The sequence below is a fragment of the Janthinobacterium sp. P210006 genome (assembly GCF_036231885.1).
GTDB lineage: Bacteria > Pseudomonadota > Gammaproteobacteria > Burkholderiales > Burkholderiaceae_D > Janthinobacterium > Janthinobacterium violaceinigrum.
In genome coordinates this window covers 882,814-908,362 of record NZ_JAZARD010000001.1, presented here as the reverse complement: position 1 = coordinate 908,362, position 25,549 = coordinate 882,814, and the positions used below count along the sequence as shown (strand labels likewise).

The following is a 25,549-nucleotide window of genomic DNA, read 5'->3' as shown; positions in this document are numbered from 1 at the left end:
TAACTTTGATATAAGGCATGACGACTCCTGTAAGACAAGTGGAAGACATTGAGTTCAGGGCCCTGACTCCCCGCCGCTACAACTTGCATGAAGTGCAACGACAGGCAAATGATAGCGCCTGAAAATGCGTGGGCCGGGCATCTTGGCTTTTGTTTTTTTACTACGATTTACAGTGAAGACGAGCTAGCGCAGCATGGCCGCCCGGGGAAGGCGCGACAATCGTCGGCAGGCGCCACGACCAGCCGGGCGCGAACGGGAGGCAGCATGGGCATCAAGGATTGGCCGGCCGGCGAACGGCCGCGCGAACGCCTGATCGAGGATGGCGCGCAGTCGCTGTCGGACGCGGAATTGCTGGCCGTCTTCCTGCGCACGGGCGTGCGCGGCAAGAGCGCCGTGGAGCTGGCGCGCGACACGGTCGAGCACTTCGGTTCCCTGCGGGGCCTGTTTGGCGCCAGCCTCGTGAGTTTTTCCGCCGTACACGGCATGGGCAGCGCCAAGTTTGCCCAGCTGCAAGCCGTGCTGGAACTGGCGCGGCGCGCCATCATCGAGGACTTGCAGACGGGCCAGGCCCTCAATTCGCCGCACGCCGTCAAAGATTATTTGCGCCTGACCCTGGGCAACCTCGCGCATGAAGCGTTTCACGTGTTGTTTTTAGACGTCAAGAACCGCTTGATCGCGACCCGGGAAATGTTTCGCGGCACCCTCACCCACACGAGCGTATATCCGCGTGAAGTGGTCAAGCAGGCGCTGCTGCACAACGCGGCCAGCGTCATGCTGGCACACAACCACCCGTCCGGCACACCCGAGCCCAGCGAATCGGACTTGCTGCTGACGCGCGCGCTGGTGCAAGCCCTATCGCTGGTGGACGTGCGCATCCTCGACCATTTCGTCGTGGCCGGCCGGCAAGTGCACTCGTTCGCGGAACACGGCCAGATCTAGGCCGGCGCCGGCCCGGCAACAGTTAACCATGTGTAAACAAGGACATACGTGACGCTGGCGGGACACTTATCTAGCAGTAAACAGCGCCGTTTACCAGTGCCTTCCCCTATGAAGAATGGGAAAAGTCAAATTGTTAAATTATTTCAATACAACATGACACAATTGTTTTTCGCAAGTCATTGATAAATCGGCTTATTTTGGATATACTCTCGTTTTTCCAATTTGGAATATCTTTAAGGAGTGCGCCATGGCACGTGTTTGCCAAGTCACTGGGAAGAAGCCGATGGTCGGCAACAATGTTTCCCATGCAAACAACAAAACCAAACGTCGTTTTTTGCCTAACTTGCAGAATCGTCGTATTTTTGTTGAATCTGAAAACCGCTGGGTCTCCCTGCGTTTGTCCAACGCCGGTCTGCGCGTCATCGATAAAGTCGGCATCGACGCCGTATTGGTCGATATGCGCGCTCGTGGCGAAAAAGTCTAATTAGCAGAATAAGGGAGCTATCATGGCAAAATCAGGCCGCGACAAAATCAAGTTAGAATCGACCGCCGGTACGGGTCACTTCTACACGACCACCAAAAACAAGCGTACGACGCCTGCGAAAATGGAGATCATGAAATTTGATCCTAAAGCACGCAAGCACGTAACGTACAAAGAAACCAAGATCAAGTAATTGATACTGTGTTCTCTGATGAAAAAGCCGCTCCGATGAGCGGTTTTTTTATTGCCCAATCGCTCAGGCTGCAGCTACCGCGCATCGAAGCGGGGACATACGCTGTACGCCCCCCTCCCCCCCCCGCAGTCCGATGCTAGCGAATCTTCGTGCCCAGAATATAGCGTGGATAGAAACCGGCTGGCGTGGCATAGCCGACAGGTACACCGCTTGGCCTTAACAAGGTATAGAAATAGCGCTCGCCCTCCGATACCGTCATGAATGCATAACCGTCATAGTCCGGCCCCATTTGCGTTTCGTAGCACGCTGCCGGGTTGGACGCAGGGCCATAAAATGTCAGCTTCAGGCGAAACAGGTTGGCCTTCGAATCGGGAGAAACGGGGGCAATACGCCCCTGGATCCGGCAGCCAGCCTCTGTCGTACCGCTGATGCTGCCGTCTGGCGCAATGTAACTGGCGCCGCCAGCAACGTAGGTGCCGCTGATATCGGCCAGGCTCAACGCCAGCGCATTCTCGATACTATAAGAATCAAAGGACAAGGTCACCGTCTTGCCAGCAGCGGCAGACATGGTGCCCACAATGCGCGTTTTCGGCACGATGCTGCCAGATGCCTGAACGCCCTGAATCGACGTGGAGGTATGAACCGTGCTCTTATTACCAAGCTGCCACGTAGCACCGTCGCTGAGGAACTCGCCAAATACATGCACCATCCCGCTTGAAAATGGCGAGTCGGTTTGCCAGGCCGTTTCACCATTGGGCAATATCAATGCGAATTCGGGATAGTTTTTCGTCGATGGGCGCCGCCAGACACCTGCCGCGCCATCGGCTCCTGAGGCGAATGAGCCCGCATCGGGATTTGCCAGTGTCACGCTGCGATAGGTCTGCCGGCCAATATAGCGCGTTGCGGTCCAGGCACCGTTTGCAGCACTGTTTGGAATGCCCCAGGTTCCCGCTCCGGTCCCGTCCTGCCTGAATACGCCACGAAAGATGGCGGCAGTTTGCGTACTTTCGGGGAGATGCGGATTGACCTGCATATTCAGCGTGACGCTTCCAGTTTTTTCCACGTCGCCGTGCAGTGCAAAGTCGCCCAGCAGTTTGCCGTTGGAAATACACATACCCGGCGTATAGCTGCTGCCAGAGGGAGAGACCGACAGCACGTCGCAAAAACCGGTATTCGTCCCGCTAAATTCCAGCTTCCAGTATTCTCCATACACGCCACCATTCGGCGCGCCGCTGACGGCTGGCGTGGTCTGGTAAGGCGCATCCAGCTGCGCCGTTACCTCAACAACGGCACTGCTGGCATAACGCTCGCCGGGATAATCGACCATAACACTGAACATGTAGCTTCCGGGCTTATCCGCGACAAAGCTTGGCTTCGCCGTATTCGCCAAGCTCAACTCCGCCACACTTGTGGCCGGCTTGCCAATAATTTTCCAGCGAAAATTCGGCACGACACCGGGTGCGGCCTGGCTGGCACTGGCATCGAGCAATACTGTCGCCCCCGTTGCGACCGCCTGCGGCAGGCCAGCATTGGCGACGGGTGCGGCCTTGAGTTCAACGAGCAGCTTTTTTATATCAGCAACGGTTTGAGTCGATGCCAGCGCCTTGTTAATCAGTCCAAGCTGAACGGGATTAAAATAAGCGCTGACCTTATCGAGCAACTTGTCGTGCGCATCCCCTCCTGCCTTGTCGGCTGCGGTGGCCGCCCTCAATGGCGCGCCTATAAAATCCTGCAAGAAGCTGATATTGAACCGGTCTTGCAGTAGCGCGGTCACATCTGCCTGTACGGCAAGCACATTGGCTGCATTGATCGTATTGACCAGCGAGGCCGCATCAACGTTCGGGAACAAACCAGCCACATCGCGGCCAAACAACCGTGCGGTGAGCATGTCGGTCAGTGGCGTGATATGGACCGTTGCCGCATTGCCCGTCCCTACGACGACGGAATGCAGCCTGACGCCAGTGACGGGTGTCGTCAATTGTAAAACGCAAGGAAATTTTCCTTCGACAATCTCCATTTTATAAGTGCCATCGGGACCGCTCAGCACTTGCGCACTGCCCGCCTGGCATTTCGCCTGAATCGATGCATCGACGATCGCCAGACCGGTTGCCGCCGTACCGCTGAGCGTGAGACTGCTTTTCCCAACGGGAGGGGGATTCGGATTGCCAGGATTGGGATTCATCGGCTCTGGCGAAGAGGAACCGCCACCACATGCGGCGAGCGCCGCCAGAACGACACATCCCATTACTGCATTTCGCATCAACATTAACATGCAAACTTTCCTATTTTGATTAATTTACAAGGAAAGTATTTCATACAATTACTATCTTAGCAAACCAGCCAGGGCAAAAAAAATGGCCCCGCAAGCGGAGCCACTGTTTCAAATCAACACGCGATCAAGCATAGCTGCGCAAGCGCAGTGAAAAGTCTTGCAGCGACTTGATGCCCGACGCTTCGGCGCGCGTGCACCAGTCTTGCAGCTTGTGCAGCAATTGCTCGCGCGTAAAGTGGGAACGCTCCCAGATGGCGCCCAGTTCCACGCGCATGTGGTGCATGGTTTCCAGCGCCTTACTGTGCTGGAACAATTCCGACAGCTGCTCGTGATGCGCATCGGCCAGCTTGCCCGGCTCGCGCTGCATCAGCTTGCGCGACGATTTCAGGAAGCGCTTTTCCAGCTCGGCCTTGTGCTTCAGGTGCTCCAGCTCTTCCTTCCAGGCATGCTTGATCGATTTCGCATACTTGGCCATCACGTCGTAGCGGTTGGCGATGACCGATTGCAAGGTCTCGAAGTCCGCTTCCAGCTTGCCGTGCGAGAACTTCGGTTCCGGCGCCAGCTTCTTCACCTTGGCCAGGCCCAGCATTTCCAGCGCGCGGATATACGCCCAGCCGATATCGATTTCATACCATTTCGACGACAGCTTGGCCGACGTTGCATACGTGTGGTGATTGTTGTGCAACTCTTCGCCGCCGATCAGGATGCCGAAGGGAATGATGTTGGTGGCCGCGTCCGCGCAGTCATAGTTGCGGTAGCCCCAGTAGTGGCCGATGCCGTTGATGATGCCGGCTGCGGTAATCGGAATCCACATCATCTGTACGGCCCACACGGAAATGCCGATCACGCCGAACAGGATGAAATTGATGACGAACAGCGAGACCACGCCCAGCCAGCTGTATTTGGTGTACAGGTTGCGCTCGATCCAGTCCGTCGGCGTGCCGTGGCCATACTTGGCCATGGTTTCCATGTTCTTCGATTCAGCGCGGTACAGCTCGGCGCCTTCCCAGAACACTTTCTTGATGCCGCGCGTCACGGGGCTGTGCGGATCTTCTTCCGTATCGCACTTGGCGTGGTGCTTGCGGTGGATGGCTGCCCACTCCTTGGTGACCTGGCCCGTCGTCAGCCACAGCCAGAAACGGAAGAAATGGCTGGGAATCGCATGCAATTCCAGCGCCCGGTGGGCCTGGTGGCGGTGCAGGTAAATCGTGACGCTGGCGATCGTGATATGCGTGACCACCATGGTGTAGAGGAAAACTTGCCATGCGGACAGATCGGTAATGCCAGTTGCCATGAACTGCAAAACGTCGTGTAAAACGGAACTCAATGTCATTACTACTACTCCAAGTGGACAGGGCAAGCGCGCGGTCGCTCCAGTGACTCTGGAGGTCCGGCAGAGTTAATTTTAGGCGTGATTGTACGCCCTAATGGGTGCGGTCAGGCAAAAACGGAGGCAGGCAGCGAGGTTAAGGCTGGGTGCCGGAGGGCGCGGACTCACCGTCTGCCGCGCCAGCGAGCGGGGCAGGAGGCGTACCAACAATACGCAATTCGCGTTGCGGAAACGGTACAGTGACCTTATGTTCCTGCAAGGTGCGCCAGATGGCGCGGTTCACATTCGACTTCACGCCGCCGGTGCCGTTTTCCGGGTCCGCGATCCAGAAGCCGATCTGCACATCGAGGCCGTCGGCGCCGAAACGCACGAGGGTGGCCGATGGCGGATTGCTTTGCGACACACGCGGCACCTTGGCCGTCGCCGCTTCCAGCAAGGGGAAGATGACATCGAGATCCGTTTCATAGCCAACCGACACGGCCGTCGACAGCCAGACCATGCGGTTGCTCAGCGACATGTTCTGCACGCCGCCGGAAATCAGCATTTCATTGGGCACGATGGATTCCACGCCATCGCCACCCAATAACACAGTATAGCGCGTATTGATTTGCGTGACCTTGCCCGTGAATTGACCCACCGTAATCATGTCGCCGATGGTCAGGCTGCGGTCCAGCAGGATGATGAAACCGGACACGAAGTTCGCGGCGATCTTTTGCAAGCCAAAGCCCAGCGCCACGCCGAAGGCGCCGCCAAACACGGACAGCACCGTCAGGTCGATGCCCACCAGCGACAGGCTGACCAGCACAGAAACGAGGATCAGCACGGCGCGGCCCATGCGCGACAGCACCACGCGCAGGGAGGTGTGCAGACCCTGCATTTTCATCAGGCGCTCGTCGAGCGAGGTGCCCGCCCACATGGCCAGCACCAGCAGCACGGCCACCGAAATCGCGGCTTGCAAGATGGCAGCCACGGACACCTTGTTGCGTCCCAGCGGCACGACGATGCTTTCCAGGAATTCATGCAGTTCCGGCCACAGGCCCGTGATATACAGGGCCATGCCGGCCCACACCACAACGGTAAAGATCTTTTCCAGCAACAACATGGTGGGGCTGATGTCGCCGTGACGGGCAAAAATGCGGCGCAGCACATAGAACCCGAAGCGCACCAGCGCCATCGACGTGCACAGGGGAATGGCAATACTGAGCAGGTTCACGGACTGGAACTTGGCCAGGAAATGTTGCGCAATGCCCAGCAGCATGGCCGCCAGCACGGGCGTCAGGATGCGAATAAAGCTATCCGTGCGCTGCAAGGTTTCCGGCGTGGCCGGGACCGTGGCCGCTTCCGCCCGCTTGTGCAGGAACACGCGCAACTGCCGCACCAGCAGCCAGCTCAAGGCCAGGCAGGCGACGATGACCAGCGCTTGCCACAGGATGGCCGGTTGACGGAAATCATTGACAAAATCAGTGATCAGGTTGAGCAGCGGGGTTTCATTCATGGCGGATGCGGTCCGAAAGGTGGGACGGAGGTGATACGGAGGGGCTAGGCCCATGCCGCCAGGCGGGCTGGCGGCATTGAAAGCCGCCACTGCAAGGTGCAGCGGCGGCCGGTGACGGCTTACTCGGCTTGGTCGGCGTCAACGTCGTCGGCCGGCTTTTCATCGGCGTAGACTTTTTTCGGCATGACCTTGCGCTCGAACACGGCGGCGAAGAAGCCGTCGGTCTGGTGCAGGTGCGGCAACAATTTCAGATAGTCGCCCATTTCCAGCTCGATCTTCTGCTCGGCCAGCACCTTGTGCATCGGCACCAGGGTGAAGTCGGGATTGGCGGCCAGGAATTGCTCGGCAATTTGATCGTTTTCTTCGTTCAGGAAACTGCAGGTGGCGTACACCAGGCGGCCGCCGCCCTTGACCAGGCGCGCGGCGCCGGCCAGGATGGCGGCCTGCTTGGCTTGCAGTTCCACGATGGAGTTCGGCTGCTGGCGCCATTTCACGTCCGGATTGCGGCGCAAGGTGCCCAGGCCGCTGCACGGTGCATCGACGAGCACGCGGTCGATCTTGCCGGCCAGGCGCTTGATCTTGGCATCGCGCTCATGCGCGATCTGCACCGGATGCACGTTCGACAGGCCGCTGCGGGCCATGCGCGGCTTTAGCTTGGCCAGGCGTTTTTCCGACACGTCGAACGCGTACAGACGGCCCGTGTTGCGCATCAGCGCGCCCAGCGCCAGGGTCTTGCCGCCCGCACCGGCACAGAAATCGACCACCATCTCGCCGCGCTTGGCGCCGACGATCTGCGACAGGATCTGGCTGCCTTCATCCTGCACTTCGATGGCGCCGCTCTGGAACAGGGGCAGGTTTTGCAACGATGGCTTCTTGATCACGCGCAAGCCCAGCGGGGCATACGGCGTCGGCGTGCTGAGGATAGGCGCTTCGGCCAGGGCCAGCATCACGTCGTCGCGCGTGGCCTTGAGCGAGTTGACGCGCAAGTCCAGCGGCGCCGGCGCGTTCAGCGCATCGGCCAGCTTCATGGTTTCCGCTTCGCCGAACTGTGCGATCAGCTTGTCGAACAGCCAGGTCGGCATGTTGGCGCGCATGTTCGCCGGCATCAGGCTGCGGTCGATCTGCGTGATGCGTTCCAGCCATTCCACTTCTTCTTCCGTCAGGCCGCCCAGGGAGTCGGCGCCCACCGCTTCGGCCAGGCCGAGGATGGTCAGGCGGCGCATGGTGGGGCCACTGCCCGCTTCGGCGAAGTCCGTGAAGAACGATTTGTTGCGCAGGACGGCATAAATGCCTTCGGCGATGGCGCCGCGTTCGCGCGAACCTAGGCGCGGATGGTCGCGGAAATAGCGCGACAGGGTGGTGTCGGCCGGGGCCGTGAAACGTAAAATTTCGCGCAATACTTCTTCAGCATTGGCAAGTATCGCTGGTGGCAATCTCATTGTTATTCTTCCTGTAATATTTTATTGAGGGTCCACGCGGACCTGGCCATGCTCGACTGACAGTTTATCGTCAATGAACAGGCGGATGGCGCGCGGGTAAAGCAGATGTTCCTGTACCAGCACGCGCGCCGATAAGCTGTCTTCTGTGTCGCCCGGCAAGACGGGGACTGTCGCGCTCGCCACGGCCGGGCCATGGTCAAGCTCGGCAGTCACGAAATGCACGGTCGCGCCGTGTTCCGTCACGCCCGCCTCGAGCGCCTGGCGGTGTGTCGCCATGCCCGGGAACAGCGGCAGCAGCGACGGGTGGATATTGAGCATGCGCCCCGCGTAATGGTCGACGAAGGGCGGCGTCAGGATGCGCATGAAACCGGCCAGCACGACCAGGTCGGGGGCGAAGCCGTCGATCACGGCTTGCAGCGCCGCATCGAACTGTTCGCGGCTGGCATAATCCTTGTTGGCAACGACTGCCGTCGCTATCCCATGTTCCGCGGCAAAAATCAATCCCTGGGCGTCGGCCCGGTTACTGATGACGGCGGCAATACGGGCTGGCCATTGCTCGGCTTGCGCCGCGCGGACGACCGCTTCCATGTTGCTGCCGCGTCCGGAAATGAGGATAACGATATTTTTCATAGCGCGCATTGTACCCGCTATGGCGATGCGAATCTAGAAAGGCCGGTATTATTGTTGCGGCGCAACATGAGCGCCGGCGCGCCGCAGCCGCCCGGCGATGCCGGTTTTTTCCTGCGCGGCATGCCGGTTTGACGGCGCCGCGGCAAGAGTAAGTATTTACTCGAACGAATAGAAGACGCGGAACGGGACTTTCTTCTCGGCCCAGTAGTCGGCCGCGTCGCGGAATACGTCGAGCAGGATTTCGCGCGCTTCCTTGTCGAATTTTTGCGTATTTGGCAATTGCTCGAGCACCACCAGGAAACCCGTTTGCGGACCCGCCTTGTACATGGTGTCCGTCAGGCACAGGCGCAGGGCATCGAAATTCTTCGCCAGATTCTTCGGAAACAGGAATGCTTCTGCAATAATGCCGATGACTTGTTGTTTGGTCTGTCCAGCGTTGCAATGCGCATATAAAAAGTGCTGCCCGAGACGGATCGCCTCGTCTTGTAATTCGGTCACGCGAAAGGCACGGATGGACTGGACAAGGTTGGGCGGCACGGTTAGTAACAAACTCATTTTTCCCTCAAATCGACCTGTTATGTATGGATCTGTTCTAGCTGCTCGTCTTATTGCATCCCCGCACGCGGGTCAATGCGCACGCGGTGATTCGATCTGTATCAACTTTTATGCGATTCAGTGCGATTTTATATAAGCCATACGCGTATTAGGGTAACGTGTTGTCCTGTATGAATCAACCCGAATATGATGTCAAACGCAAGATTTGTTACAAACCGCCGGTTTCAAGTCATTTCAACATCTTGTATCGATTGAAAGTGCATGTTACAGACTGTGGGGCAAGGGGCTTGGGCTGTTACATTTTGTTGCCACGCGAAACACTTGCCGCAGGCTGGCGGGATTACTATAGTCCCAAGTTGTAAAAAATACCCTGAAAGATTCTCTACATAATGAGGTTAGAAATGAACTTGCAAGCCAAATTGATGATGTCAGCCCTTTGTATCGGTGCATTGCCACTCGCCCAGGCCGCCGACTTTGAAGATTTCGGCAAGGTCGTGCGCGTCGTGCCGCAAGTGGAACAGATCAATCGTCCACGCCAGGAATGCCGTACGGAATACGTGCAAGTGCAGGCGCCGCCGCAACAGCGCAGCGCGGGCGGCTCCATCGTGGGCGGCATCGCCGGCGCCCTGCTCGGTAGCCAGGTGGGCGGCGGCAATGGCCGCACGGCCGCAGCCGCGGCTGGCGCGATTGCCGGCGCCGTCGTCGGCGACCGCGTCGACAACCAGAACAATTACCAGGGCGGCGTGCAGGAACAAGCCGTCAAGCAATGCCGCCAGGTCGACCATTGGGAATCGCGCAACAATGGCTACCAGGTCACGTACGACTACCGCGGCCGCAACTACACGAGCATCATGTCCTACGATCCGGGCGAGCGCATCCGCCTGCGCGTCTCGATCGAGCCTGCTCAACAGTAAGGCCTGACATCAGCTGCTGCGCGTCGTTGCACAGTAATTTAAAATGCCGGTCCCAGTCGTTCCCATGGGGCCGGCATTTTTTATGGCGCCCCGGCGCGGGCTATAATGCGGCACACTTTCAGGCCGCCTTATGCTTATCAAACGAAAATCCATCGAACAAGTCGAATCCTCGCGCCCTGCGCGCAAGCCCCGCTATGCCCCCGTCACCCTATCGGAAATGGATGGCGTGCGCTATCTGCATTTCGGCACGGAATGGGTGCAGGGCGCCATGCGCATCCGCAAGCCGGACTGGCCGGAACTCGAATACGCGCAGCAGATGATGGCGTGGATGCTGTGGATCGAGCAACCGCAGCGCCTCGCCCAGCTGGGCCTGGGCACGGCCGCGCTCACCAAGTTCTGCTACCGCCAGTTCCCGCAGGCACAGGTCGAGGCCATCGAACTGAACCCGTCCGTCATCACCATCTGCGCATCGATGTTCAAGCTGCCGCCCAACGACGAGCGCCTGCACGTGCGCGAGATGGATGCGCTCGACTACGTCAACGACGAGGCCAAGCACGGCACTCTGGACGCCCTGCAGGTGGACCTGTACGACGCCACGGCGCGCGGTCCCGTGCTCGACAGCGCCGAGTTCTATGCCGCCTGCTGCGCCTGCCTGGCGCCGCACGGCATCATGACGGTCAACCTGTTTGGCGACCATCCCAGCTACGCAAAGAACATCAAGGCGATGAAGTTTGCGTTTGAACAGGTGATCTGCCTGCCGGAAGTCCATGATGGGAACGTGGTGGCGATCGCTTTCAAGACGAAAGTGGCACTCGATGCCGAAGCGCAAGCCGTCCTGCTGGAACGGGCCAAACAGATCGTCGCCGAGACCAAGCTGCCCGCCAAGACCTGGGTCAAGGGCATCGCCAGCACCCTGTAACCGCCGGCACGTCCATGCAAGGCCGGCAGCCCTGAAAGGCACCGGCCATGCCCGCTTCCCCGCCCTCTTCTCCCGACACGCCGCTGGAACTGCCGCAACTGCTGGCCTGGCTGCAGGAAGACGGCTTGCTCGATGCGGCGCAGGCGGCCGCCATCGGCGCGCAGGCCACCCTGCTGCCGGCGCCTGCCCTGCATCCGCTATGCAGCATCGCCCACGGCGCGCTGACGCTCGACACCCTGTGCGCGTGGCTGGCGCAACGTGCCAGCCTGCCGTATCTGCGCATCGATCCCTTGCACATCGATTTCAGCCAGGTGGCCGACGTCATGACGGCCGGCTATGCGGCCCGCTTCAATATCCTGCCCGTGGAAAACACGCATGACCGCATCGTCATCGCCACAGCCCAGCCCTACGCGCTCGCTTGGCAGGCGCAGCTGGGGAATCTGGCGCCGCGCAAGCTGAGCCTTGTCATCGCCAATCCGCTGCACATCGCCGATGCCATCGCGCAATTTTTCAGCCTGGCCAGTTCCGTCAAGGTGGCCCGCCAGGCCTCCACGCAAGACCTGGCGCTGCGCCACAATTTCGAACAGCTGGTGGAGCTGGGGCGCAACAAGGCCAGCCTCGACGCCAACGACCAGCACGTGGTGCGCATCGTCGACTGGCTATGGCAATACGCGTTTGCCCAGCGCGCGTCCGACATCCACCTGGAACCGAAGCGCGACGCGGGCCTCGTGCGCCTGCGCATCGACGGCCGCCTGCACCAGGCCTACCAGCTGCCGCCCGTGGTCTTGCTGGCCATGACGGCGCGCATCAAATTGCTCGGGCGCATGGACGTGGTGGAAAAGCGCCGCCCCCAGGATGGCCGCATCAAGACGCGCAACGCGCAGGGGCAGGAAATCGAGCTGCGCCTGTCGACCTTGCCCACGGCTTTCGGCGAAAAGCTCGTCATGCGCATCTTCGACCCGGAAATCGCCGTCAGGAGCCTGTCCGAGCTGGGCTTTCCGCCCGCGGACGCCGAACGCTGGCGGCAATTGACGGCGCGCACGCACGGCATCGTGCTGGTGACGGGCCCCACGGGCTCGGGCAAGACCAGTACCCTGTACAGCACCTTGAAGGCGCTGGCTGGCAGCGAAGTCAATGTGTGCACGGTGGAAGACCCCATCGAAATGGTCGAGCCGGCCTTCAACCAGATGCAGGTGCAGACCCAGGCCGGCATCGAACTGTCGTTTGCCGACGGCGTGCGGGCGCTGATGCGGCAAGATCCCGACATCATCATGGTGGGCGAAATCCGCGACCTGGCCACGGCCGAGATGGCCATCCAGGCGGCGCTGACGGGCCACCTGGTACTGTCGACCCTGCACACCAACGATGCGCCCTCGGCCGTCACGCGCCTGCTGGAACTGGGTTTGCCCGCCTATCTGCTGGAAGCGTGCCTGGTCGGCGTGCTGGCGCAGCGCCTGCTGCGCTGCCTGTGTCCGGGCTGCAAGCAGCCGGACGCTGCCCCGGGCGCCGCGTCCTGGCAGCGCCTGACGGGCGGCCAGCTGGAACGGCCGGAAGCCACGTACCGCGCCGTCGGCTGCCCCCAGTGCCGGCACAGCGGCTACCTGGGGCGCGCCGGCATCTATGAACTGCTGAGCGTGACGGAAACGTTCGGCCAGCTGGTCAAGGCAGGCGCCGACCTGCACGCGCTGCGCCGCCAGAGCATCCTCGACGGCATGACGCCGCTGCGCATCGCCGGCGCGCGCAAGATCGTCGACGGCACGACCAGCATCGACGAAGTGCTGAAGCTCACGGCAGCCCTGCATTAGCGGGCTTGCACTTTCTCGCATGAATGCTTTGCATTCTTTTTCAACTGATATATAATGCGGCCTCTTTCGGGTCGTTAGCTCAGCTGGTAGAGCAGCGGACTTTTAATCCGTTGGTCGCAGGTTCGAATCCCGCACGGCCTACCACGAATGCGCAGTACCAGAAAAGCCAGGCCTTGAGCCTGGCTTTTTTGCATCAGGCCTACCTGCAGTCAACAAATCCCCCGCTCCAATCCGGCTTGCCTGCCTCGCCTCCGCGCATGTGCGATCACACCATGCGCACCACTCGCCCGGCACACACCAGCAATTGCCATCAACACACATATCTTGTAAGTTAAGACTACCGCAAGCAAACCATGAGGGAACACCTCCCAGGCAATCCTGCGCCGCACGCATATTTTTTTGCCGAGACATGACAACCGGAGATGCAATGAGTAAGGTAGCAAAATTCCTGCAATATGGAGTGGCGTCAGATTTGGCGCAAAGAGCCGTCACTGCGGGCCTGACCGTCACAAGTACCAGAGCCATCAGCCAGAAAAGTCTGATCGATACCTATGGTTTCAGTCAGGCTGAAGCGAAATTTCTCAAGCAAGCCCTGATGCGGACAGAAATTCCTGCTGACACCCTGTTCCGCCTTCTCGACAACAGCAACTATGTCTGCAGTATGTGCAAAGGCAACAAGGGCGTAGCCTACGTGGTGCATCACATCGAGGAATACGAAATCAGCCAGGACAATAGCTATGCGAATCTGATCGTGCTATGTCCGAACGACCATGACCTCGCGCATCACAGTTCGGGACTAACCCTGGGTATTACAAAAGACCAACTCAAAGCCAGCAAAAACAAATGGGAAGCGACCGTAGAGCAAACGAACAAGGACGCGGCCCTACGCGCCGTACAAACGGGCAAGAATGGAATCACCTCCATTGAGCTTCTTCCGCAGCTCATGAAAAAATATAAAAATTTCATGCGCAAGGACCTGACTTCCGTCGCCTTCGTGCAATCTCTGGAACGTTGCTATATCGAAATCACCACCACGAAAAATATCTGCCATGGACTCGATGATGAGATCAGCATGCGCACTGATCTGGGCTTTATCATAAAAGGGGGGCCGGAGGATCAAAAATTATTTAATCCGGACAAGCAAGCTACCGACAATGCCCGCTACTTCCTCGATCAGTTCGATGTGGTGTCCATCATTAACTGCACGGATATATTTACACCGGAAGCCTCGATGCGCATTGACGCGCATTGGCGCAAGCATGGCGCGCTTCTGGAAGACCATTGACGGGTCACGGATCGGACACGCGCATGTACAACTACAGAATATCAAAAACGCTATACTGAAGTATCGCTACCCTGCGGCGGGGTGCCGCCAAACCTGCCGCGGCCACCTTACCCGCCTGATTCATACTTTCTATCGCCCACCTACCGTGAACCATTTACAGCAACCCCACGCTAAAAACAGACAAGCCTGGCTGGCTCTGGCCTACGCCGTCGGCACGCTGCTATGCCAGCTACCGGGACAAGCGCAGGCGCAATCGCCCATCGTGCTCGACGGCCAGTACAGCGCGCGCACGGACGAGATGAGCCTGGAGATCATCGGCAAGCGCGTCTGTTTCGCGCCCGACAAGGCGCAGTGGGGGCGCCTGCCCCGCCCTGCCCCCACGCACGATGCATGGTTTTGCTTCAGCAACGATGCCGAGGCGCGGCGCTTGCTGCGCGTGCCTGCGCGCCAGGCCGACAATTGCGGCTGGCAAGCCCGCGCGCGCATCATCATTGATACGTATCAACCGTATGTGGAGCAAGGCGACGGCAACGACATGGCGCGCCTGGCGTCGGTCGTCAAAGTGGCGCAACCGAACGCCATCGCCTGCGAATAAGCGCTAGCCCAGTTCGTATTCCTGCAGATACCGGGCAAACAGTTCCCCATCGGCCAGCGGGCAGGCAAACCCCGCGCCCCAGTCCGCCAGCAGCAACTGTTCCTTCAGGGGCAGCAGCATCAGCCCGGGCATGCCGTCGCTGCACCACAGCTCGCACACGATGCCCTTGTCGTCCAGGCCGGCAAACAGGGTTTCCGTGCCGTCGCCGCCGAAGGCCAGCACATTCTTGCATGCCACGCGGTAACTGCCGTAGCCCGTGTAGACGGCGTCGTAGGGCGGCAAGACATCGGCCAGCGCCAGCCGCAGCTGCCCGGCCGTCATGCCCAGGGCGGACAGCGGCGACGGCGGTGCCTCGATCACGTACATGTCCGTCCAGCCGGCGCCGCTGCGGTGCGCATCGGCAAACGCCTGCTGCTCGCCCATCTGGCTCAGGCAGTGCTGCAAGTTATCCAATGGCAGCAGTTCAATCATGCAAAAATCATCTTCGTGATAATAGGCTTCGCGCATGCCTTAATTCCCCAGCAAATCTTGCAGTTGTGCATTGCGCCGCGCCGTCAGCAGGCCGGCCCAGGTGTCGCTGGTGACGGACGGATAGCGCACGGCGCCAAAGCTGATCCAGGCATCGCGGTATGCCAGCCACAGGCGCTGAGTGGCGCGGATGCCATCCTTGCCCACGGCGCCCGCATAGGGTTCCGCCGGTTTTTTCATCAGCTTGCCGTAGATGGCGTTGAGCTCCTTGTCGAGCGCCGCCAGCTGCGCCTTCGACAGGGCCGGCGGCAACTTGCCTCCTTCGTATTCGCGCACGTCCCGCGCCAGCAGATCGAGTTCGGCCGTGCGGGCGGCAATGCTCAGGGCGGCGCGCGCCGTGCCGCTCAAATCCGTTTCATTGGCCGCGCGCGCGTCGGCAAACTTGCTGACGGCCGCCTGCAGCTTTTGCAGCGATGCCTGCGCCGCGGCCGGCATGGCGTCGCTGGCCTTGCCTGTCGCCTGCGTGCGCACGCGCTGTTTCTGGCGCGCATCGATGGCGCTGCACACACCCATCATGTAGCCGCTGGTGATGTCGTCGCACAAGTCGATCATGCCCCGCCCGCTGGCATTGATCTGCTGCAAGTGCTCGATGCGGCCCTGCATCTCGGCCGGCGCCGCATCGATGCTGCACGCATACTTGAGCGCCAGCTGCGGCTCTTTCTGCACGCCCTGTCCATTCTGGTACAACATCATCAGCACGGCGCTGTTGTGCGTGGCCATGGCGCAATGGCGCACGGGACGCCAGTCGGCCGGCTTGGCCGAGGACATACTCTTGGTATCGTAATACAGGTCCGTCGCCTGGCACTGCTGCAAGGCCGCCACGGCGGATGGCGCCGGCAGGTCGGCCGGCGGTGGCGCCGCATCCTTGACCTTCAGGCAGCCCGCATACCAGGCCGTGCTTTCCGCGTGGCCCACGCCCATGGCGCTGGTATTCGGGTACGGGGCGGCGGCAGCGGCAAAGACCGGGGCGGCCAGCAGGCAGCTCGCGCCCAGCAGGAACGTTTTCAATAAGGGTAGACTAAATTTCATGGTCGGCCAGCGCCAGCGTCAGTAAAAGAACAAGTTTAACTGATCGGCCATGGCGCGCCCGCCCGATACGTGGCTGTCCCGCCTGGTAAGTTACGGTACACGGCCTTGGCAGCGGAGGAAACGATGGGCAATAATGTTGCCCGCTGTACTTTTTTCACTTCCCGGACCACGCCCATGACCCTACCCCGTCTTCGCCGTTCCCTCGGCTCCCTGCTGATCGCAGCAGCCTGCGCCTCGCTGGCCCATGCCGCCGCTACCACGCCGGCATCGCCAGTTGCCGCCACGCAAGCCAATGCCAAACACGCCATTACGCATGAAGACGTGTGGCTGATGAAACGGGTGGGCGCGCCCGTCGCCAGCCCGGACGGCAAGTGGGCCGTGTTTTCCGTTGTCGACAGCGCCTACTCTAGCCAAGACCAATGGTCTGACCTGTGGATCAAGTCCTTGCTTGACGACAGCGCCCCGCGCCGCCTGACGTTTTCCAAGGGCGGCGAAGGCGCCGTGGCCTGGTCGCCGGACAGCCGCCAGCTGGTGTTCGTCGCCAAGCGCGACGGCGATGACGCGGGCCAGATCTACCGCCTCGACGTGGCCAGCGGCGGCGAAGCGCAGCGCCTGACGTCATTGACCCTGGGCGCGCGCATGCCGAAATGGAGCCCGGACGGCAAGCAGTTGCTGTTCATCAGCGACATCTATCCAGGCAACAAGACGGAAGCCGACGTCAAGCAAAGCGCGAAAGAGCGCAAGGACCGCAAGTACAGCGCCCGTTCGTATGAAACGACGGCGCCCCGCTATTTCGACAAGTGGCTGACCGACAAGCAGGTGCGGTTGTTCATCGTCGATGTGCAGCCTGATACGAAAGGTGAAAACACGCCGCGCGACATCCTGTCGGGCACGCAACTGGTCACCCTGCCGGGCTTTGGCGGCGGCCAGGGCGACGAGGGACAATCGCTGGACGCCGTCTGGACGCCGGACGGCAAGGCCGTCGTCTTCAACGCGGCCACCAACCGCGATGCGGCGCAGCGCGAAGCCGTGGTTTCGCAGCTGTACTTGCTGCCAGTGGCCGGCGGCGAAGCGCAGCGCCTGACGCAGGACAAGCATAGCTACGGTTCCTTGAAATTTGCCGCCGATGGCAAGACCCTGTTTGCCCTGAGCGACGCGCAAACGCCGGGCAAAGTATATGACGTGAAGCGCCTGGCCAGCTTTGCCTGGCCGATGAGCAACCCTGCGCCAACGATCCTGACGGCCAAGCTGGACCGTTCAATTTCGCGCTTCGTGCTGCCCGAAGGCGGCAAGCGCGTCATCTTCAGCTATGAACATGCGGGCCTGGAAAAGCTGTACTCGATCGATGCCAGCGGCGGCGACGTGCGCGAGGAACCATCCTTGCCGACGGGTACCATCAATTCGCTGAGCAGCGGCGGCAAGGCCTTGGTGGGCGTGTGGGAATCCGCCATCAACCCGCCGGAAATCTATGCGTTCAACGGCAAGCAGCCGAAACGCCTGACGGCCTTCAATACGGACAAGGCAAGCAAGATCGACTGGCAAGCGCCCGAACACTTCTGGTTCACCACGGCCGACGGCCGCCAGATCCACAATATGCTCGTCAAGCCGGCCAACTTTGACCCGAACAAGAAATACCCGCTGTTTACCGTCATCCACGGCGGCGCGGCCAGCATGTGGCGCGACCAATTCGTGCTGCGCTGGAACTATCACTTGCTGGCCAAGCCCGGCTATGTCGTACTGCTGACAGACTACAAGGGCTCCACCGGCTATGGCGAGGAATTTGCGCGCTCGATTCAGTTCGACCCATTGAAGGGCCCCGGCGACGAAGTCAACCAGGGTGTCGATGAAGCCATCAAGAAGTATCCCTTTATCGACAGCACGAAACTGGCCGCCGGCGGCGCCAGCTATGGCGGCCACCTGGCCAACTGGCTGCAGGCGACCACCACGCGCTACAAGGCCATCGTCTCGCACGCGGGCGAAATGGACTTGATCATGCAGTGGGGCACCAGCGATGGCGGCTTCGGCCGTGAAACGAATGCAGGCGGCCCCGTCTGGTCGAACCTGCCCGTGTGGCGCGACCAAAGCCCCGTCATGCAAGCGGGCAACCACGAAAAAGGCACGGGCTTTACCACGCCGATCCTGATCACCGTGGGCGAACTCGACTACCGCGTGCCGGCCAACAATGCCTTGATGAACTTTGCTGTGCAACAGCGCCTGAACGTCCCGGCAAAATTGCTGGTGTTCCCGGACGAAAACCATTGGATTTTGAAGGGCGAGAACAGCCGCTTCTTCTATAGCGAAGTGGAAGGCTGGCTGGCCAAATACTTGAAATAAGAACACCACAGAACAGTCCGTGGCGGCGTTGCATTGCCTAGTCGTACTATTCGTACTGCCTTCGGCAATGCGCCTTGCCCTGAACGTGTTCTGAGGCGTTCTTGAAAAAGCCAGGCTCCGCTCACACGGACCTGGCTTTTTTCATGCAGGCTGGGCAGCGGGTGCGGCCGCCTTCTGGCGCTGGATCGCCAGCACCATCAGCGCGGCCACGAGGCAGGCGGCGCCGGCTGCGAACAGGGCCGGGTTGTAGGTCAGCATCAGGGTGCGGATGCGGCCCGCGCCATACGCGGCCACGGCGGCGCCCAGCTGGTGGCCCGCGAAGATCCAGCCAAACACCATGCCCGCCCGCTCCCGCCCAAACGTGGCCCCCACCAGTTTCACGGTGGGCGGTACGGTGGCGATCCAGTCGAGGCCGTAGAACATGGCGAACAGCGACAGGCCGTACAGGGTGAATTCCGAATACGGCAGCCAGAACAGGGACAAGCCCCGCAAGCCGTAATACCAGAACAGCAGTTTGCGGTTGTCATAGCGGTCCGACAGCCAGCCCGACAGGATCGTGCCGAACAGGTCGAACGCCCCCATCATGGCCAGCACGGACGCGGCCGGCACGGCGGACAGCCCCGAGTCGCCGCACAGCGAAATGAAATGCGTCTGGATCAAGCCGTTGGTGCTGAGGCCACAGATGAAAAACGTGCCGAACAATATCCAGAAGGTGCGGTTCGCCGCCACGCTGCGCAGAATCACGAACGGCGTGGCAAACGTCATCTTTGCCGCCGGCGCCGCCTCCAGGGGCGTGGCCGGGTCGGCGCCATACGGACGCAAGGCCACGTCCTGCGGCCGGTTGCGCATGCACAGGAAGGCCAGCAAGGCGACGATGGCGCAGCTGGCAAACACGGGCATGACGGCCGTGCGCCAGCCGAAATGCTCGATCAGCCAGGCGCCCACGGGCAGGAACAGCAGCTGGCCCGTGGCCGAGCTGGCCGTCAGCACGCCCACCACCAGGCCCCGGTGCGTCTCGAACCAGCGGTTCGCCACCACGGCACTCAAGACCAGCGCCGTCATGCCCGACCCGAGCCCCAGCAAGATGCCCCACAGGGCCACCAGGTGCCAGAACTGCGTCATGCGCGTGGCCAGCAGCATGCCGGCGGCGATCAGGCCCAGGGCCAGGCAGATGATATTGCGCAAGCCGAAGCGCTCCATCAGGATGGCCGCAAACGGCCCCATCAAGCCAAACAGCACGAAGCGCACGGCCAGGGCCGAAGAAATCTGCTCGGCATCCCAGCCGAACTCGCGGCTCAAGGGCTGCATCAGCGCCCCGGGCAAGCCCAGCGCTGCAGACGAGGTCAAGGCGGTGAGGAAGGTGATGGCGACGATGACCCAGGCAAAGTGGATGCCGCGCCGGTCCAGCCATTGCGAAAAAGGATAGGAAAGCATGCTGCCCTCATGAAAAAAGAATACCAAGGCACCACCAGGTGGCGGGCTTTTTTCCATGTTATATGATGATCGTAATTTATACAATCAAAAAATGGGAGCCGCGCTGCTGCGTGCGGCTCCCGTCCTGGCGTCAGGCGGTTGAAACGGGGGCAGTCGCTGCGTGATCGCAATGCATCCCACCGGGAGGCATGCCGCCGGCGGGTCCGCCCCCTTCCATTACTTCACTTTCAAGCCATTCTTCACGTCCGTCACGCCTTCCACGCCACGGGCCAGGTCGGCCGCTTTTTTCACTTGCGCCTGGGAAGGCACGAAGCCGCTGAGCATGACGACGCCGTTGACCGTTTCCACGTGCACGTCCAGCGCTTTCAAGTCATTGTCCTTGACGAGGTCTGCCTTGATCTTGGTGGTGATGACGGAGTCGGACATGGCCGTCTTGGTGCTGCTGGCCGCATTGCGCGTCACGCAGGCAGCCTTGGCCGTCGCATCCATGGCGTCGCAGTTTTCCTTCGTCGTGGCGGGCGGATTCTGCGCCACGTTGGTGCCGGCCCTGGCGCCCGTGCTGGCGTCGGCCAGCGCGGCCGTTTTCGCCGCCTTGGCATCGTTCATGCACGTAGTTTTATCAGCGCCCGTGCGGTCGCCGCACTTGGCCTTGGCCAGGTCATACTCGGCATTGGCGACATCCTTGCGGGCCTTGCCCAGTTCGCGCGGCGTGTTGCGGTACTGGGCCACGGCGTCCGAATCGGCCTTGGCGCGCGCCACCCTGGCTTCTTCCACGCAGACTTTTTTTGCATTGCCGCTGTGGCTGTCGCAGGCGGCCTTGGCCTGCTTGTAGTCGGCCGATGCCTTGTCCGTCAAACTCTTGTATGAGGCATCCTGCGCATACGCGGGCGTGGCGGCAAGCAAGGCGCTGGCACTGGCGGCCAGCATGAGTGCGATCATTTTGTTCATGATGGTTCCTCTCTGGTTAGTTGATGCCCAGATTAGACCCCTGCCCGCCGCAAAGCTCCGTGCGACAGCACACGCTGACAGGCCATCCAGGCATAAATCAGCGTTTATTTGTCGCCGCTCAAGCCCTTCCGCCACAATACTTGCGCCTGTTCAAATGGTGAAGCAGACCCATCAAATGCGCCGTCGCCATCGGCCAGCGCCAGCCATGCCTGCGTGGCGTGCGAAGCGCCCGCGCTGTCGCCGCCGGCGCGCACGCCGCGCATCCAGGCCAGCACCTCCTGGTATTGCCCGGGGTGGCGCCCATGCATCCAGGCCAGGGCCACCAGGTCCGCATACGCCTCTTCGCGGCGCGTCTCGCGCAGCTCCTGCGCCAGCTGTGCCTGCTTGCCACGCTGCATGCTGGGCGGCTCGACAAAGCCCCGTGGCAAGGCATGCCAGTCGCCCTGCGCATAGCGCTGGCAATGGCCGATCTCGTGCGCCATCATCGCTTCCATCATCACGCCCCGGCGCGCAGGCAAGACCTCTTGCAAGACGCCTTCCGCCTGCGCATTGCCGCGCAGCGACAGCACCAGCTTGCAGCGCCCGGCTTCGTAACCGAGCGCCAGCGGCACGGCGCCGGGCGCGTCCTGCGGCTGCACGATGATATCGATGGGCAAACCTTGCGCGCGCGCAAACGCGATGACGGGCTGGCCCGCCTGCAGCCAGCGGTTTTCCAGATCCGTGAGCCTGGCGGCGGCCGCGGCGGGAAAGGGAGAGAGAGCGATGAGCAAACTCATCAGCAAGAGGCGATTCGGCATGGGATCGGCGGGCTAGAGGAAAGCGGAAAGCAACCATTGCAGAGTAAGCGGCAAAGATATTTCCGCAAGGAAAAACTGGCAACTTTTCAGAAAAAAAGGCGAAAAAAAACCGGTGCAAGCACCGGCTTTTCACACTGACAATAGCCAGCAAGGCAGTTATTTCTTCGCCGCCTGGTCCAGCGCGCGCGCCGTGACGAATGCCGGGCGGATATCGTTCGGCACGGCCTTCATCTTGTCGAGCGCCACCTGCACGTCAGGACGGATAACCACGTACTTGGTCATCAGCGCTTTCGCGCGCGCGTAGTCGCCCGTCGCTTCGATGGTCAGGAATTCACGGTCCAGGTCGATCACGGCTTGCTTGATCTTGCCGAAATCGACGCCGAACTTGCCGTCGCCCAGCGAGACAAAACCGCCCTTGTCGAGGATGTAATTCATCTGGATGGCCATGCCGCGCGCATGCGAATCCGTCAGGCCGAAATGCAGGGTGCGGAAACCGGAGGCAAGGAAGGTGTTGTACAGCTTGCGCTCGGCCACGTCGCCCTGGCCCAGGGTGTCGTTGAGCTGGCCCTTGTCCATCATGTAGCGCAGCGCGTACAGGCCCGTGATGTCCGCCTTGGCTTCTTCGATGGTCGAATACGCTTCCTTCAAGTCCTGGCGCGGCGTCGATGGCTTGCCGTCGACGACGGTGGCATGCGGGCCCAGGCCGTGCATGATTTCATGCGCGAGGATGTGCGTGAAGAAGGAATTGAAATCCACATCCTGCTGCGCTTCGGGCGTGAGCACCAGTTTCGAGATCGGCGTCAGGGTAGCCTTGAACTTGGCTTCCTGCACGTTTTTCAGCATCACGCGCTTCGAGCCGCGCGCGCTGATGATGCGCTCGTCATTGGGCAAGTTGTAGGCGGCCGTCTGCACGGCCATGTTGCCGTCGCCGGCGCCATACACCTGGTTGACCACCACCATGGGCGCCAGCGCGCCCACTTTCGGGTTGCGGTACTGGGCATCGAGCGGCAGGTTGTCTTCCAGCTCCTGCATGTGCTTGGCGAAGAAGTTCAGCTTCTGCGTTTCCGCCTGGTCGCGGATGTTCACATACGCCTCGAACGCGGCCTTGTAGCCGAACAGCTCGTCGTTATACGTTTCGTACGGGCCGATGGTGATGTCGACGGGCGAGTCGAGGTCCATCCAGGCAAAGTCGGACGGCAGGTAGTCGTTGTCGAGGAAAGCCTTGGCGCGCAGGGTCAGGAATTTCTTCAGGGACGCATTGTCCGTGGCGGCCGCCGCCTCGTCGAGCAGCGTGGCCAATTGCTTCAGTTCCACCTTGTACTCGTCCGAATACTTGACGGTCTGGTACTTGCCATCCTTGCCCGCGCGAATGGTCGTGAAGAACCATTGCGCCTGCTGCTTGTCGTCCGCCGACAGGCCGTTCATCCACGTTTCCAGGCCGGCCTTGGTGGCGCCCGGCGGATAGAAATTGCCCGCTTCCGGCTTGTGCGCGGGAATGGCGATGCCTGCATAGCTGGCCGGCATGAACGAGGCGTGGGCATCGAGCACGGACCATGGGCCCTTGTTGATCCAGAAATAATTCAGGCGGGCCTGGCCCAGCGTTGATTTGTCCTTCTTCAAGGCGGCCCACAGGGCTTCATTGCCGGACCAGCGCTGGCGCAGCTGCAGCACGTCGACCAGCTTGGCCGCTTCGACCAGCTTGGCGATGGCCTGGCGGTCGCCCGCGGACAGGTGGGTGGTGTCGGCAGTCAGCTCGACGGGCGCGTAACGGGCGCTCATGGCCGTCAGTTGCGCGGCGGTGGCTGGCGTTGCCGCTTGCGGCGCGGCGCAGGCGCTGCCGACGGCGGCAGCCATCAGCAGGGGAATCAGGATGTTTTTCATGGGGCCTCGGTGTATGGTTCACAGCAAGCAAGCGCCCCGCACCATCACGGCGCGGCCGCTTCCTTGTTCAGCCTGCGATTGTCCCACCTGCCCCATGGCATGGCAAGCGGCTTACCAGACCCTGTACACCTGCCCCGTCTGCGCCCCTTCCACGCTGCGGCTGTAAGCGAGCGCCACGCGGCTGGCGGCGGCCGGTTCGAAGCCGTAGAAGAACGGGCCATACGACTCCAGCGACTCTTCCAGCACCGTGGGGCTGACGACATTGATGCGCACGCCGCGTGCCAGTTCGATGGCGGCGCCCCGCACGAAGCCTTCCACGGCCGCATTCGTCATGCTGGCGGCCGCGCCGAAGCGGATGGGCTGTTCGGCCACGATGCCGCTGGTGAGGGTGATCGAGCCACCGTCGTTCAGGTATTCCTGCGCCACCAGCGCCACGTTGACCTGGCCCATCAGCTTGCTGTCCAGGCCCAGCTGGAATTGTTCAGGCGTAAATTCCGCCAGGGGGCCGAAATGCAGCTTGCCGGCCGTGACGACGACGGCGTCGACCTTGCCGATGCGCTTGAACAGGGCCCGTACTTGCGCGATGTCGCCCATGTCGGCCTGGTGCGTGCCGCTGCGGCTGCCCACTGCGATGATTTCATGGCGCTGCGCCAGTTGTGCGGCGACGGCCGTGCCGATGGTGCCGCTGGCACCGATGATGACGATTTTCATGCTGCTTCCTTGTCTGGGGTTGAACGATGGAGCCAGTATGCGCCGCTTCCAAAAAGGAATAAATACGCTAGAATTTACAAGATTACTAACCCACAATTTGCAATCGAAGCGTATGGATAAATTGCGCAGCATGGAAATCTTCGTCTCCGTCGTCGACCAGGGCAGTTTTACGGCCGCCGCCGACACCTTCCGCATCTCGCCCGTGATGGTGGGCAAGCACATCCGGCAGCTGGAAGAGCGACTGGGCACGCGCTTGCTGGCGCGCACCACGCGCCGGCAGAGCCTGACGGAAATCGGCCAGCAGTATGTGGAGCAATGCCGCCAGATCCTGGCGCAGATCGCGGCCGCCGAAACGGGCGCGGAAGCGATGCGGGCCACGCCGCGCGGCAAGCTGAAAATCACGGCGCCCGTGTCCTTCGGCAGCGAACGCATCGCGCCGCTGATGGCCGAATACCTGGCGGCCTACCCGGACGTGAGCCTGGAGCTCAATCTGAATGACAGGATGGTGGACCTGGTGGAGGAAGGATTCGATGCGGCCATCCGCATCGGCGCGCTCGAGGATTCCGGCATGGTGGCGCGGCCCCTGCAGCATTACGCGATGGTGATCTGCGCTTCGCCCGACTATCTGGCGAAACACGGCACGCCGCGCACGCCCGACGATCTGGCGCGGCACGAATGCGTGGATTTCATGCAGTGGTCGCGCCACATGCGCTGGCGCCTGAGCGGCAAGGAAGCGCGCCACGATGGCGCCGCGGTCGAGAGCCGCTTCCGTTCGAACAATGGGCAGGCCCTGCGCATGGCGGCCCTGCACGGTTTCGGCATCGTGATGCAGGCGGAAATTCTGCTGGCCGACGATATCGCGGCGGGACGGCTGGTGCCGCTGCTGCGCGATTACGTGCCGGCGCCGCGCCTGATGCACCTGCTGTATCCGCGCGACCGCCAGCCCACGCCGAAGCTGACGACCTTCATCGACTTCATGCTGGAACGCTACGGGCCGGCGGCGACACCGCCGCCGGCCACGCTCACGTAACTGAG

General features: G+C 61.2%; 23 protein-coding genes and 1 tRNA gene. 11 read left to right on the top strand and 13 right to left on the bottom strand.

The genetic code is table 11. The annotated features are described in order from the left end of the window. Nucleotides 1-264: 264 nt before the first annotated feature. The 3 genes from radC to rpmG all read left to right on the top strand — a co-directional run bounded on the left by radC (nt 265) and on the right by rpmG (nt 1,613). Nucleotides 265-939 carry a RadC family protein gene (radC, locus tag VPH41_RS03980; RefSeq protein ID WP_328569041.1) on the top strand — a complete coding sequence of 225 codons (675 nt, stop codon included), beginning with the start codon at nt 265-267 and terminating at the stop codon, nt 937-939. A gap of 247 nt (nt 940-1,186) precedes the next feature. After that, nucleotides 1,187-1,423 carry a 50S ribosomal protein L28 gene (gene rpmB / locus VPH41_RS03975; RefSeq protein ID WP_010400928.1) on the top strand — a complete coding sequence of 79 codons (237 nt, stop codon included), beginning with the start codon at nt 1,187-1,189 and terminating at the stop codon, nt 1,421-1,423. A gap of 22 nt (nt 1,424-1,445) precedes the next feature. Then, nucleotides 1,446-1,613 carry a 50S ribosomal protein L33 gene (gene rpmG, locus VPH41_RS03970; protein ID WP_010400929.1) on the top strand — a complete coding sequence of 56 codons (168 nt, stop codon included), beginning with the start codon at nt 1,446-1,448 and terminating at the stop codon, nt 1,611-1,613. Nucleotides 1,614-1,749: 136 nt separating this feature from the next. Here the strand turns inward: rpmG and VPH41_RS03965 are convergent, their stop codons facing one another. The 6 genes from VPH41_RS03965 to VPH41_RS03940 form a co-directional block, all read right to left on the bottom strand. Then, on the bottom strand, nt 1,750-3,885 hold the full coding sequence (locus VPH41_RS03965; RefSeq protein ID WP_328569040.1) for a PKD domain-containing protein: 2,136 nt from the start codon (nt 3,883-3,885) through the stop codon (nt 1,750-1,752). A gap of 124 nt (nt 3,886-4,009) precedes the next feature. Next, nucleotides 4,010-5,179 (bottom strand): DesA family fatty acid desaturase, encoded by a 1,170-nt coding sequence (locus VPH41_RS03960; protein WP_442906215.1) that lies wholly within the window; start codon nt 5,177-5,179, stop codon nt 4,010-4,012. A gap of 172 nt (nt 5,180-5,351) precedes the next feature. Continuing rightward, the gene (locus tag VPH41_RS03955; protein ID WP_328569038.1) at nt 5,352-6,710 is read right to left on the bottom strand and encodes a mechanosensitive ion channel family protein; all 1,359 of its coding nucleotides are present in this window, start codon (nt 6,708-6,710) and stop codon (nt 5,352-5,354) included. A gap of 119 nt (nt 6,711-6,829) precedes the next feature. Continuing rightward, entirely contained in the window at nt 6,830-8,149 is a 1,320-nt protein-coding gene (locus tag VPH41_RS03950) for an RsmB/NOP family class I SAM-dependent RNA methyltransferase (RefSeq protein ID WP_152283333.1), read from the bottom strand. Between the two features lie 21 nt (nt 8,150-8,170). Further along, nucleotides 8,171-8,779: a phosphoribosylglycinamide formyltransferase gene (purN, locus tag VPH41_RS03945; protein WP_152283332.1), complete on the bottom strand. Its 609-nt coding sequence runs from the start codon at nt 8,777-8,779 to the stop codon at nt 8,171-8,173. Nucleotides 8,780-8,935: 156 nt separating this feature from the next. After that, a complete protein-coding gene (locus tag VPH41_RS03940; protein ID WP_071322292.1) occupies nt 8,936-9,334 on the bottom strand; it encodes a barstar family protein in 399 nt (132 codons plus the stop codon). Between the two features lie 401 nt (nt 9,335-9,735). On the opposite strand from VPH41_RS03940, the gene VPH41_RS03935 reads away from it, so the two are divergent. The 6 genes from VPH41_RS03935 to VPH41_RS03910 all read left to right on the top strand — a co-directional run bounded on the left by VPH41_RS03935 (nt 9,736) and on the right by VPH41_RS03910 (nt 14,852). Then, nucleotides 9,736-10,248 (top strand): glycine zipper 2TM domain-containing protein, encoded by a 513-nt coding sequence (locus VPH41_RS03935; protein ID WP_034747447.1) that lies wholly within the window; start codon nt 9,736-9,738, stop codon nt 10,246-10,248. A 130-nt stretch (nt 10,249-10,378) separates the two neighbouring features. Beyond that, nucleotides 10,379-11,167: a spermidine synthase gene (locus VPH41_RS03930; RefSeq protein WP_328569037.1), complete on the top strand. Its 789-nt coding sequence runs from the start codon at nt 10,379-10,381 to the stop codon at nt 11,165-11,167. 47 nt (nt 11,168-11,214) lie between these two features. Then, nucleotides 11,215-12,972, top strand: a complete 1,758-nt coding sequence (locus VPH41_RS03925; RefSeq protein ID WP_328569036.1) for a GspE/PulE family protein — start codon at nt 11,215-11,217, stop codon at nt 12,970-12,972. 68 nt (nt 12,973-13,040) lie between these two features. Further along, a tRNA-Lys gene (locus VPH41_RS03920) sits at nt 13,041-13,116 on the top strand. 283 nt (nt 13,117-13,399) lie between these two features. Next, complete coding sequence (locus VPH41_RS03915; RefSeq protein WP_328569035.1) at nt 13,400-14,257, top strand: HNH endonuclease signature motif containing protein; 858 nt, start codon at nt 13,400-13,402, stop codon at nt 14,255-14,257. Between the two features lie 145 nt (nt 14,258-14,402). Continuing rightward, on the top strand, nt 14,403-14,852 hold the full coding sequence (locus VPH41_RS03910) for a hypothetical protein (RefSeq protein ID WP_328569034.1): 450 nt from the start codon (nt 14,403-14,405) through the stop codon (nt 14,850-14,852). Nucleotides 14,853-14,855: 3 nt separating this feature from the next. Here the strand turns inward: VPH41_RS03910 and VPH41_RS03905 are convergent, their stop codons facing one another. Both VPH41_RS03905 and VPH41_RS03900 read right to left on the bottom strand, forming a co-directional pair. Then, nucleotides 14,856-15,323 (bottom strand): hypothetical protein, encoded by a 468-nt coding sequence (locus VPH41_RS03905; RefSeq protein ID WP_328569033.1) that lies wholly within the window; start codon nt 15,321-15,323, stop codon nt 14,856-14,858. Nucleotides 15,324-15,362: 39 nt separating this feature from the next. Beyond that, nucleotides 15,363-16,409 carry a lysozyme inhibitor LprI family protein gene (locus VPH41_RS03900; RefSeq protein ID WP_328569032.1) on the bottom strand — a complete coding sequence of 349 codons (1,047 nt, stop codon included), beginning with the start codon at nt 16,407-16,409 and terminating at the stop codon, nt 15,363-15,365. A gap of 174 nt (nt 16,410-16,583) precedes the next feature. On the opposite strand from VPH41_RS03900, the gene VPH41_RS03895 reads away from it, so the two are divergent. Further along, a complete protein-coding gene (locus tag VPH41_RS03895; RefSeq protein WP_328569031.1) occupies nt 16,584-18,743 on the top strand; it encodes a dipeptidyl-peptidase 5 in 2,160 nt (719 codons plus the stop codon). A gap of 141 nt (nt 18,744-18,884) precedes the next feature. Here VPH41_RS03895 and VPH41_RS03890 read toward each other — a convergent pair whose 3' ends face one another. The 5 genes from VPH41_RS03890 to VPH41_RS03870 all read right to left on the bottom strand — a co-directional run bounded on the left by VPH41_RS03890 (nt 18,885) and on the right by VPH41_RS03870 (nt 24,514). Continuing rightward, entirely contained in the window at nt 18,885-20,177 is a 1,293-nt protein-coding gene (locus tag VPH41_RS03890) for an MFS transporter (protein ID WP_328569030.1), read from the bottom strand. A gap of 216 nt (nt 20,178-20,393) precedes the next feature. After that, a complete protein-coding gene (locus tag VPH41_RS03885) occupies nt 20,394-21,125 on the bottom strand; it encodes a BON domain-containing protein (protein WP_152283324.1) in 732 nt (243 codons plus the stop codon). 104 nt (nt 21,126-21,229) lie between these two features. Next, nucleotides 21,230-21,922, bottom strand: coding sequence for a hypothetical protein (locus tag VPH41_RS03880; RefSeq protein WP_328569029.1), 693 nt, complete (start codon nt 21,920-21,922; stop codon nt 21,230-21,232). Between the two features lie 156 nt (nt 21,923-22,078). After that, nucleotides 22,079-23,803 (bottom strand): dipeptidyl-peptidase 3 family protein, encoded by a 1,725-nt coding sequence (locus VPH41_RS03875; protein ID WP_328569028.1) that lies wholly within the window; start codon nt 23,801-23,803, stop codon nt 22,079-22,081. A 111-nt stretch (nt 23,804-23,914) separates the two neighbouring features. After that, the gene (locus tag VPH41_RS03870; protein WP_287779851.1) at nt 23,915-24,514 is read right to left on the bottom strand and encodes a short chain dehydrogenase; all 600 of its coding nucleotides are present in this window, start codon (nt 24,512-24,514) and stop codon (nt 23,915-23,917) included. 112 nt (nt 24,515-24,626) lie between these two features. On the opposite strand from VPH41_RS03870, the gene VPH41_RS03865 reads away from it, so the two are divergent. Beyond that, entirely contained in the window at nt 24,627-25,544 is a 918-nt protein-coding gene (locus VPH41_RS03865) for a LysR family transcriptional regulator (protein ID WP_328569027.1), read from the top strand. Nucleotides 25,545-25,549: the final 5 nt, after the last annotated feature.